The 9,287-nt window shown below is 31.3% G+C and carries 10 protein-coding genes; 2 read left to right on the forward strand and 8 right to left on the reverse strand.

Annotated features, from left to right (window positions below):
- Positions 1-150 precede the first annotated feature (150 nt).
- Positions 151-357, forward strand: coding sequence for a hypothetical protein (locus tag X928_RS04280; protein WP_231282478.1), 207 nt, complete (start codon positions 151-153; stop codon positions 355-357).
- 321 nt (positions 358-678) lie between these two features.
- Here the strand turns inward: X928_RS04280 and X928_RS04285 are convergent, their stop codons facing one another.
- A complete protein-coding gene (locus X928_RS04285; protein WP_012208504.1) occupies positions 679-1,611 on the reverse strand; it encodes an ABC transporter ATP-binding protein in 933 nt (310 codons plus the stop codon).
- A 15-nt stretch (positions 1,612-1,626) separates the two neighbouring features.
- Positions 1,627-2,292, reverse strand: a complete 666-nt coding sequence (locus X928_RS04290) for a hypothetical protein (protein ID WP_012208505.1) — start codon at positions 2,290-2,292, stop codon at positions 1,627-1,629.
- Positions 2,293-3,719: 1,427 nt separating this feature from the next.
- On the opposite strand from X928_RS04290, the gene X928_RS10370 reads away from it, so the two are divergent.
- The gene (locus X928_RS10370; RefSeq protein ID WP_342749739.1) at positions 3,720-3,866 is read left to right on the forward strand and encodes a group II intron maturase-specific domain-containing protein; all 147 of its coding nucleotides are present in this window, start codon (positions 3,720-3,722) and stop codon (positions 3,864-3,866) included.
- A 300-nt stretch (positions 3,867-4,166) separates the two neighbouring features.
- Here the strand turns inward: X928_RS10370 and X928_RS04305 are convergent, their stop codons facing one another.
- The 6 genes from X928_RS04305 to X928_RS04330 all read right to left on the reverse strand — a co-directional run bounded on the left by X928_RS04305 (position 4,167) and on the right by X928_RS04330 (position 9,237).
- Positions 4,167-4,352, reverse strand: coding sequence for a hypothetical protein (locus X928_RS04305; RefSeq protein ID WP_041534040.1), 186 nt, complete (start codon positions 4,350-4,352; stop codon positions 4,167-4,169).
- Between the two features lie 64 nt (positions 4,353-4,416).
- The gene (locus X928_RS04310) at positions 4,417-5,010 is read right to left on the reverse strand and encodes a hypothetical protein (protein WP_012208506.1); all 594 of its coding nucleotides are present in this window, start codon (positions 5,008-5,010) and stop codon (positions 4,417-4,419) included.
- Positions 5,007-5,684, reverse strand: coding sequence for a hypothetical protein (locus X928_RS04315; protein ID WP_012208507.1), 678 nt, complete (start codon positions 5,682-5,684; stop codon positions 5,007-5,009). The genes X928_RS04310 and X928_RS04315 overlap by 4 nt, the downstream gene beginning before the upstream one ends.
- Positions 5,677-6,573, reverse strand: coding sequence for an ABC transporter ATP-binding protein (locus X928_RS04320; protein ID WP_012208508.1), 897 nt, complete (start codon positions 6,571-6,573; stop codon positions 5,677-5,679). Before X928_RS04320 ends, X928_RS04315 begins: the two co-directional genes overlap by 8 nt.
- On the reverse strand, positions 6,551-7,657 hold the full coding sequence (locus X928_RS04325) for an SPASM domain-containing protein (protein WP_211286440.1): 1,107 nt from the start codon (positions 7,655-7,657) through the stop codon (positions 6,551-6,553). Before X928_RS04325 ends, X928_RS04320 begins: the two co-directional genes overlap by 23 nt.
- Positions 7,658-7,842: 185 nt before the next feature.
- Positions 7,843-9,237, reverse strand: a complete 1,395-nt coding sequence (locus X928_RS04330; protein WP_012208510.1) for a radical SAM protein — start codon at positions 9,235-9,237, stop codon at positions 7,843-7,845.
- Positions 9,238-9,287: the final 50 nt, after the last annotated feature.

Raw genomic sequence — 9,287 nt, forward strand, 5'->3', positions numbered from 1 at the left:
ATGTTTTTTATCATGTTTTATACTCTGTTTTCGCTTTCTCTTTTTTGATGATAGTTACAATATAGTTGATTAAAAAGAGAAAAACGATTAACTATTGACTTGTTAACATTGGAATCAAAGTAAATATTATGTTATTATTAAATGACAATTATGAAACAAAAGCATATATATGTAGAAGGAGATAATTCAAATGCTTTTAGAATTAGAATAAAAAAGTTCATAATGAACTATGGAAGGTATTATGAAATAAGAAAGATACCAAAAGAATTAAGACCAAAAGTGCCAAAAGAAATTAATGTATTTGTGAATAAATATACTTTAAAAAAGACTATCTGCAACTTCTTTCTATGTTTTTGAAGGTGAAGAAAGAGAGTTTGAAATCTGCTAATTTTATTTTATCCCTGCAACACAGAGTTATTTTAGGGACTTTAGAAATGAGAATTTTCTAAAAATGGAATTTTGAATTTAAAATGGGTCTAGGGCGGAGCCCTCTCCCCCTCCTTGGCTACAAGTACCGAAAAAGTTAAAGAAATTAAGAATTAGTGAGAATTAGAAGTGGGGAAGTGTTTCTGAATAAATTTAAAACATTTATAGAATCTGTGTTTCATAATTTCTAAAGTGAGTAAGAGTTATTTATACAGGAGACTTATTGTATTGCAGGGATAAAAGTAATTGACTTTATTTCCCCTCCAAAAAATTCTTATAAGCTTGAGAAAAAGTTGGTAAATATCTATCAAAGTTCTTTACTATCAGCCCTTCATCTACAACTTTTTTGTAAACATTTTTAGCTATATTTTCATCATCAGTCCAAATTTTTATTGTATTCTCTTCAACTATGATCTTTTGTGGCTCGCCAATATTATTCAATATCTCTTCTAATTTTTCCTTTTTTACCTTTTCCATCAACTCGATTACATAACAAGGTTCATTTTGTGCAACCTCTTGCAACTGTTGTGTTGTCCCTTCAAATATGATTTCACCTTTATTTATCATGATTATTCTATCACAAAGGTTTTCAACAAGATAAGGATCATGAGTTGCTATTAACATTGATGTTCCTTTCTTTTTTAATTTTCTCATGTATTCTATTGTTTCTTCCTTTGAAGCTATGTCTAATCCATCTGTTGGTTCATCCATTATCAGTAATTTTGGGGAATGTATAAGAATAGTCAAAAGTTTCGCTTTCTGTTTCATACCTTTTGAAAATGTACCTAATCTTTTTTCAAACACATCTTGTAAATCAAACATATCTAAGAGCTCTTCTATAGTTGAATTATCTTCAACCTCATGGAGTGTTTTAAATAATTCAATATATTGTTTCAAGGTTAATTGTGGATATACATCAGCTCCTTCAGGAAGGTAACCCATCTGTCCATAAATCTTTTCTCTTTCCTTCTTATTTAATGGATTGTATCCAAAAACTTGTATATTTCCATTCTTGGGATAGAGAATTCCTAACAGTACTCTAACAAGAGTTGTCTTACCAGCTCCATTTGGTCCCACCAAACCAACACTTTCGCCTTGATATGTACTTAAAGAGACGTTATTCAACACAAGTTTTTTATTATCATAAGTAAAATCAACATTAATTGCATCAATATGCTTATTCACCTTTAATAACCTCCTCTATGCTACGAAATCTTTGATTTCTACGTTTCTTACAGATAAAAAGAAACATAATAGTGAATAAACTAACAAAATTGGAATTAAAAACTTAAGAAATATACCCGTATTGCTTATAATAAACAATAAAACAAACGACAAAATTGGAAGAACAAAAAGAAATATAATTAAAAGTATCTTTCTTAACAGATTCACTTTTGTAAAAATTATACCTAAGGTAACTCCCAACGACGCAAAAATTATAGCAATTAACAATACGTATAACCACACAGAAATATTACCGTATTGCTCATACAAAGGTAAGGTTAACAATGTATATACAATCAAGTAGGTATAAGCGGTAACAATTCCAAGAAACACACCATTAATCCATTTAGAAAAGATGTATTCAAATGGTCTGATCCCTGATGTTAATATCATTTCACCAGCTTTAATTCGTTTATCTGTTAAAAGAAAACTAAAAGGAAACATTAAAGAAAACAACCCTCCCAATAAAAAAGCTGCTCCTTGTAACCAATATGAATAGAGCAATTCTGAAACTTGTGTAAAACGAACAATAAGTCCATATAAAAAACCAAAGCCTAAACCAAACATTAAAAAAAACATTAAAACAAATATTTTCGAGGATAACAAATCTGTTTTCACAATTGACATAACTTTCTTAAGCATCAAATCATCTCCTTTACATAATAAAATCAGTGATTTCCAGGTTTTTTATTTTACCATTTCTTTCATTTTTCTCCAATCTCCATGAGGGGTGATTACGTTAAGCTTTTGATATGTAATGAGTAACACTTTTCACTTACAAACTCAAAAGACCTTTCACTATTTTTATCATACCCTTTTCTATATGATTTTCAAGCGATTTTTTTATTGGGCTTAAATATAGATTGAAACGTATTTTCAGAAATTGCCTCAAAAAACCTTATGTAAACTTTAATTAAGATGTTTTTTATCATGTTTTATACTCTGTTTTCGCTTTCTCTTTATTGATGATAGTTATGATATAATTGATTAAAAAGGGAAAAGTGAATAAATATCGGCTCGTTAACATTGTAACTAAAGTAAATATTATGTTTTTTTTATATGACAATTATGAAACAATAACAGATATATGTAGAAGGAGATAATTCAAATGCTTTGAAAGAATAGAAAAAGACATTTCAAAACTACAAAAAGATAGTTTATATTTGAAAAATATATAAAACTTGATTCAAAAGAAAAAGAGATAATAGAAAAGTTCATAATGAACTATGGATGCTTGATAAAAATCCTCCCAACACTATCCCTATTAAAACTGATACTACCGTTAAGATTGTACTTTCATCAATTAAGAATTCAAGCAGTACTTTTTGTATTTTAGCCTTTCTTATCTTTTATTCAATCTTCTTAACTTTAAGCTAATTATAATTTCCCTTCATTTCTAAAGTGAGGAATTAAATACTTTTTCTCTTTGATTAAAGAAATTGTTTAAAAAATAGGCGAATGTCATAAACGATCACTATTTTCATCTTGTGCGCCCGACATGTATGATAGCTTGGCGGTGAAAGTCCGCTATGGGCTTGGCAGTGGGAACCATTAGCCAAAGGCAAGGGTGCCCCACCGTGAGGTGGAATCTGAAGGAAGCTGGAGGCAAAATCCCGGCCTGATGAACAAGAACTGCATACAAGGCTGAATTGAAGTGGATGAGTTTACTGAACAAAACGAAGTCCGACACTGCCCGAATTTCATACAGTAAATGTGGCGGGTAGCTGAAATGAAAGCTATCGTACTTACCCGGGGAGGTGCTCAACGAACTGGATAAGAAATTCACAAGAAGGGGATAAAAATTCTGCCGCTATGCCGATGACTGCAACATCTACGTCAAAAGTAGGAAGGCAGCTCATAGGGTCATGACCAGTGTCACCCACTTTATTGAAAGCTAGCTAAAACTCAAAGTCAACAAAGAGAAAAATGCAGTAGACAGGCCATGGAAACTAAAATTCCTTGGGTTTTCTTTCTACCAAAAACAAGATGAAATTGGAGTAAGAGTCCACCCTAAATCTGTTGCCAAATTCAAGCAGAAACTCAAGCAAATAACCGGTAGAAGCAATGCTATGAGTATAACCCAGAAAATGGAAAAGTTAAAGCAAATCATTGTAGGATGGGTGAACTACTTTGGTATTGCGGATATGGTCAGGATTGCTAAAACGTTGGATATGTGGCTAAGAAGGAGGATACGGATGTGCTTTTGGAAACAGTGAAAAAGAATCAAAACGAAACACGATAACCTTGTATCCCTTGGCATACCAAACTTAAAAGCTTGGGAATATGCCAACACAAGGAGGAGCTACAGGCGAATTGTAGCTACCCCTATCCTTGCGAAAGCCCTTACCAATGAATATCCCAAGAAATTAGGACTGTCATCAATCAGCCTACAATATTCATTAGTCCACTAATTCTATTGAACCGCCGTATACCGAACGGTACGTACGGTAGGGCGAGAGGATGGCTACTCAATTAACGGGTAGCCTCCTACTCGATTGCTTTTCTAAAATAAATTCTTAGATTCCAGAAGCAGATCCAGCAGCAGCTCCAGATGAAACAGCGGAAGCTATTGAGGCACCTTTAGCGCCTATTACTTCATCTAAGGGTAACGGAGTAAAACCACATGCGATACACCCCGCCGAACACCCTCCTGCACAACCAGCTGAACAGAGTGCTGCACACCAACTCCATAAAGGTTCCATCTCTTTCACCTCCTTTCAGAAAAAATTAGTGTTATCTCATTTCACATTGAAAATGCACCTTGTTTTAACTCAAAATCTTCTCCTTATCTTTTTCTGCATAAAATAAGGCTAATATTCCTGAAATTACAAAACTAATGAATAAAACAGTGAAAACTAAAAAATCTAATTGAGGAACATTTATTGCAATTATTACTCCAAACATGATAGCAATAGTGAATATAGAAGAAAATTTATCAGATCTATACCAGATACTATAACCTTCAACTAAAATATAGGCAGTAGTCCATACGACAGCGGCAATAGCAAATAAAAGATAACTCCATCCTCCTATTATGATTATCGCCGGTAGTGAAAGAAGAAGAATAATCGTTCCAATTAATCCCCCCGTTAATCCTCTGATCAACAAAATTGCCCTTGCACTTGAAATAACTAAAAAATAGTCTATTAACCCTTTTGATTTGTCTATTCTTCTAAATCTATCTGATTGAATAAACAAGGGTACTGTTACAATTAAAAGTATGGGAAGGTAATTTAAAAAAGACAAACCGATATATTTTGAGATGAAAAGTAATATATATATAACAATAGAAATTGTTATAACAACAAACCAAAGTGTTTTATTTAATGATTTAATCTCTAACCAAAATATATATTTCATTGTTTAATCACCGCTTTTTCTTTATCCAAAAACACTACAATTAGGATGTCTATCATAAAAAAAATTGAAATGGAAACCGAAGTAAAATGAATCCACGAAATGTCTATTTGTCTGATAAGCTGTAAAAAAGGAAGTATGATAATAGACACAAAAAAGAATATCAAATATATTATCCCGTAGACCCATTGAACTTTTAATGAGAAAAGTAGGTAAGTAGAATTACTCAAAGCAATGAGAAAACCTAGCACAAATGGTATTAATAAAATGTAGAAAAAAACAATTAGAGTAAAAGATCCTTTAAAAATAAACAACATGATTAAAGCAAGTACTAGTGAAGTTGGAATAACAAAAAAAGTTGTCATTAAAGCTCCGAAAAGACTAACTGATAATACATAACCATTAGGACTTATTGGCATAGCTAAAATGTAATCAAACATTTCTCTATTCCAATCTTCTTTGAAATTAGTTGCAGAACTTGCCACAAATAGAGTAGAACTGATTAGAAAAAAGAATAATCCATTCCACGGGGTTGAATCATCTAATAAGCTCAATAATATAGAAAAGAGGAAAAAAATAACTATATAAATAACACGAAAGATCTTATTTAAATTAGGAGTCTGTTTAAATTTTCTAATATAACGTTTAAATTCACGCCAAAATATAGCTTTAAACATCTCTTTTTTTCTCCTTTCTATAAACATCTTCAAGAGATGTTTGTACTTTGTCTATACTTTTTATTTCTATATTTTCTTTAGAAATAACATTTATAACTTCAGATATCTTCCCTGCCATAAGTCTTATGAAAATCCTTTTTTCTTTAGAGTCATAAGAAGTAAAACCATACATCTCTAAGGATGTTAATAATGAATTTGGTGCTTCATCGTTTATAATTATCTGGTAATCTTCACTCCCACTTTTTAAAATATTTTCTATTGAATCCATTTTCACAATCTTTCCATTGAAAATAAGAATAACCTTATTACATATTTGCTGAAGCTCGTATAGGTCATGAGAACTTATCAACATCGGGATTTTAGTTAAAGTAAGCTCTTTGATAAGGTCCCTTACCAGAAGTTTTCCATCTACATCTAACCCACTTGTTGGTTCATCCATTATTATGGCTTTTGGCTCTCTTAGGAATAAGCGTGCAATAGTTAACCTTTGCTTCATACCCCTTGAAAATGTTTTAACAAGTTTATTTCTAACTCCGTAAAGCTCAACCTTTTTAAGAATGTTGTCTATATTATTAACTTTTGCATGATATAACATTGAATAGAATTTAAGATTTTCATAAGCTGTTAGATCGTCATCTACCCCTGGATGATCCAATACAAAATCGATCTTCTTTCGAGCGTTCAAACTTGAATAAGGATTTTCACTGAAAACTTTTACTTCACCAGTAGAAGGTTTCAGAAGTCCAAGTATAAGTTTTATAGTTGTCGTTTTTCCAGCTCCGTTTGGTCCTACATAAGCAATAACATCCCCTTCTTGCATGTTGAATGAGATGTTATCTAAAACCTTTGTTTTTCCAAACTTTTTTTCAACGTTTTTGAGAAAAATCATCAAACCACCTACCTTTATAAGGATCATAAGTACACAGGGAAGTTTGAAGGAAATCTTTTTCTATAGCTCTACAATCATTGCATAGATATCTGAATTCACAATCCCTGCACTTTTTGATATTATCCTTGGTTAGATGCCAAAAATTTTCAATTTCATTCTTCTTAGATCGGATTACCTGGGAAAGGCTCCCTTCTTGCAATATATTTCCTACTGGTTTTTCTTTAATTACTCTGCAAACATAGACATCTCCATTGCTAGCAACATTTAACATTCCTCCTAAGCATGGGTTAAACTCTTGACACCACTCATAAAGGAATACATTCGGACTTAAAAGCCTGCTTTTCCCAAAGATAGGCACTTTGAGGTAATCTTTGCAAAAATTAGAAGAAGAAAAATCAACTTGCCATCCAACCTTATTTTTTTTATTTTTAACAGCTATTTTTTTATATTCACAATTTACCTTTTCCATTAACTCTTCTTTGCTACCAAATTTTGATAAATTAATAATACCTATTAAAAAAATATTTTGGCTTAAATTATGTATGATTTTTGAAATTTTCTCTGATGCTTTTTCATTTATTGGGATATCAAAATTTAGTGCAATATTAATAGTTTTGAACTGATTTAAGAAAGCTATATAGTCTTCTTTAAAGTGCTTTTCATGCAAAATTAATATGACATTAGAAAAATTCACTTTTTCGAGATACTTCAAAAGAGTTGCCAATTTATCAAGATCTTTAAATACATTACCACCTGTCAAAATAATTTCCCGAAAATTAAGCTTAATTGCTTGATCCAATATACTCACATATGATTCTACAGGCAATATTTCCATTTTACTTTCTTTCCATACATTACACCCCATACATGAGAAAAGGCGATTTAATTTTTCGTTGCCACAGTAAGCACATTGTTGACTATCACAACTATTATTCAATTCTACAAAAAGCTTAGTACAAATGGGTGGTTGTTTAAAAAAAGTTTTATTAGAAAAAGGATAATTAGTATGCAAAGGTTCGATAAAAGGGGGTTTTTCATAAAATTCTCCTAATTCTCTCTTGTTCAATTTTTTAAATATATCCATAATGAATTCTTCAGAAATATCCAATTTTTTAGAGATCCCTTTTGAATCGATATTTTCCTCTGCGAGCCTTAACACAGCTCCCTCTTCACCTTTTATCGAATAGGTATCATTAATAAAAAAATCGTAAATTATGCCCTTCTTTACACCTAATACCATTCGTGCCTCAGGATTAAGTCTAAAAAACATTATAGTAACTCCCTCCCTATTTTGCTTTCTAAATTAAAAAAATTGTCACTTATGTGAGAAAAAACTTTGTTATCCTTTTCTGCAATGGTCCATAGATATGGGAATAAAGACAACATCTCCTTTTTCATATTTTCACATATATGATGAGGATGCTCCATCTTATCACCTTTAATGAAAAAAACATAACACATTGTGCATAGATTTTCGATATCACAAGATTCACAAAAAAAAGTTGCTGCACGAAACCTTTTTATAATCTTTTCTATTTTGCTATAATCTAATCCATTTTTTACTTCTCCTATAATAGATAACTCTCCTGCCACTTTTTCACAAACATGAATTATTCCGTCACAGTCAACAAACATTTTAAATCCTGGCATGCAAGCACCTGTATAAGGGATATAATTGTTTCTATATTTTCCAATATATCTACCATAACTTTCCACAACCTGCCCGGAAAAATAGTGACTATACAACGAGAGATTATTTTTCTCATTAGTGGATAATACTTCTGCATTATAATATTCCATCTTTTTAATTTTTTCCTTAAAAGTCTCAAAATCCTCTTTATTAAATTGTTCATAGTAAGTTCCCTTCGCGTCAACAAGATTTGCTTTGATTAGCGATGGAACATCCTTCCGGGCAAAAAATTCATTAACTTTATCAAAATCAGTTTTCCAGTCATAAACAGCAATGGAGAACACAGGTAAGTCCGGATAAAACTTTTTTAGATTATTCAATCTCTTCATAATAATATCATGTGAGCCTTTCCCATTGGGAAAAATTCTATTTCGATCGTGTTCTTCTTTAGGGCCATCCAAACTCACAATTAACGAACAATTGTTTTGAACTAGAAAAGAAGCGATCTTTGAAGATAACAAAGTACCATTTGTTGTTATAGTAAAGTGGGGATTAAATTCTTTATATTTAATCTTTACATACTTGATACATTTTTTGATCAACTCAAAATTTAATAGGGGCTCTCCTCCATAAAATCCTATTGTTGGCTCTCGATAAGGATTGTAAGAAATACCTTCTCTTAACAAAGAAAAATATAAATCAATTGCTTTAATAGCTATGTCTTCATTCATAGCTCTTAGTGTGTTGTTGCGATACATTGGATATACTTCAGAGTAAATACAATATCTGCATTGAAGGTTACAGTTTTGAGTTACTTCCAATAGAAGCTCCTGCAACCCATATCTTAAAACATTAGTTCGTAGCTCTTCTGAAGTATTTTTTTCTGTATAATTCTTTTTTCTTTCATTGATTAAATTTTTCTCGAACTCCTTAATTGCGTTAAAGCGGCGATTATAAACTTTTTTTGGATATATAACTCCACTTTCACTGCAATAAACATATTCATTACCTGATTTTGTTTCAAAATTTATCATCTTTTTTCTCCCCCTCCAATTTTATTTTATATACTGTCTTTAGAAACTCT

The organism is Petrotoga miotherma DSM 10691 (genome assembly GCF_002895605.1).
In the GTDB taxonomy this organism is placed as follows: Bacteria; Thermotogota; Thermotogae; order Petrotogales; family Petrotogaceae; genus Petrotoga; species Petrotoga miotherma.

Bases quoted from the DNA above. Each gene is read 5' to 3' on its own strand.
- X928_RS04280 (WP_231282478.1), top strand. From the start codon at position 151: ATGAAACAAAAGCATATATATGTAGAAGGAGATAATTCAAATGCTTTT.
- X928_RS04290 (WP_012208505.1), bottom strand. From the start codon at position 2,292: ATGCTTAAGAAAGTTATGTCAATTGTGAAAACAGATTTGTTATCCTCG.
- X928_RS10370 (WP_342749739.1), top strand. From the start codon at position 3,720: ATGAGTATAACCCAGAAAATGGAAAAGTTAAAGCAAATCATTGTAGGA.
- X928_RS04305 (WP_041534040.1), bottom strand. From the start codon at position 4,352: ATGGAACCTTTATGGAGTTGGTGTGCAGCACTCTGTTCAGCTGGTTGT.
- X928_RS04310 (WP_012208506.1), bottom strand. From the start codon at position 5,010: ATGAAATATATATTTTGGTTAGAGATTAAATCATTAAATAAAACACTT.
- X928_RS04315 (WP_012208507.1), bottom strand. From the start codon at position 5,684: ATGTTTAAAGCTATATTTTGGCGTGAATTTAAACGTTATATTAGAAAA.
- X928_RS04320 (WP_012208508.1), bottom strand. From the start codon at position 6,573: ATGATTTTTCTCAAAAACGTTGAAAAAAAGTTTGGAAAAACAAAGGTT.
- X928_RS04325 (WP_211286440.1), bottom strand. From the start codon at position 7,657: ATGGATATATTTAAAAAATTGAACAAGAGAGAATTAGGAGAATTTTAT.
- X928_RS04330 (WP_012208510.1), bottom strand. From the start codon at position 9,237: ATGATAAATTTTGAAACAAAATCAGGTAATGAATATGTTTATTGCAGT.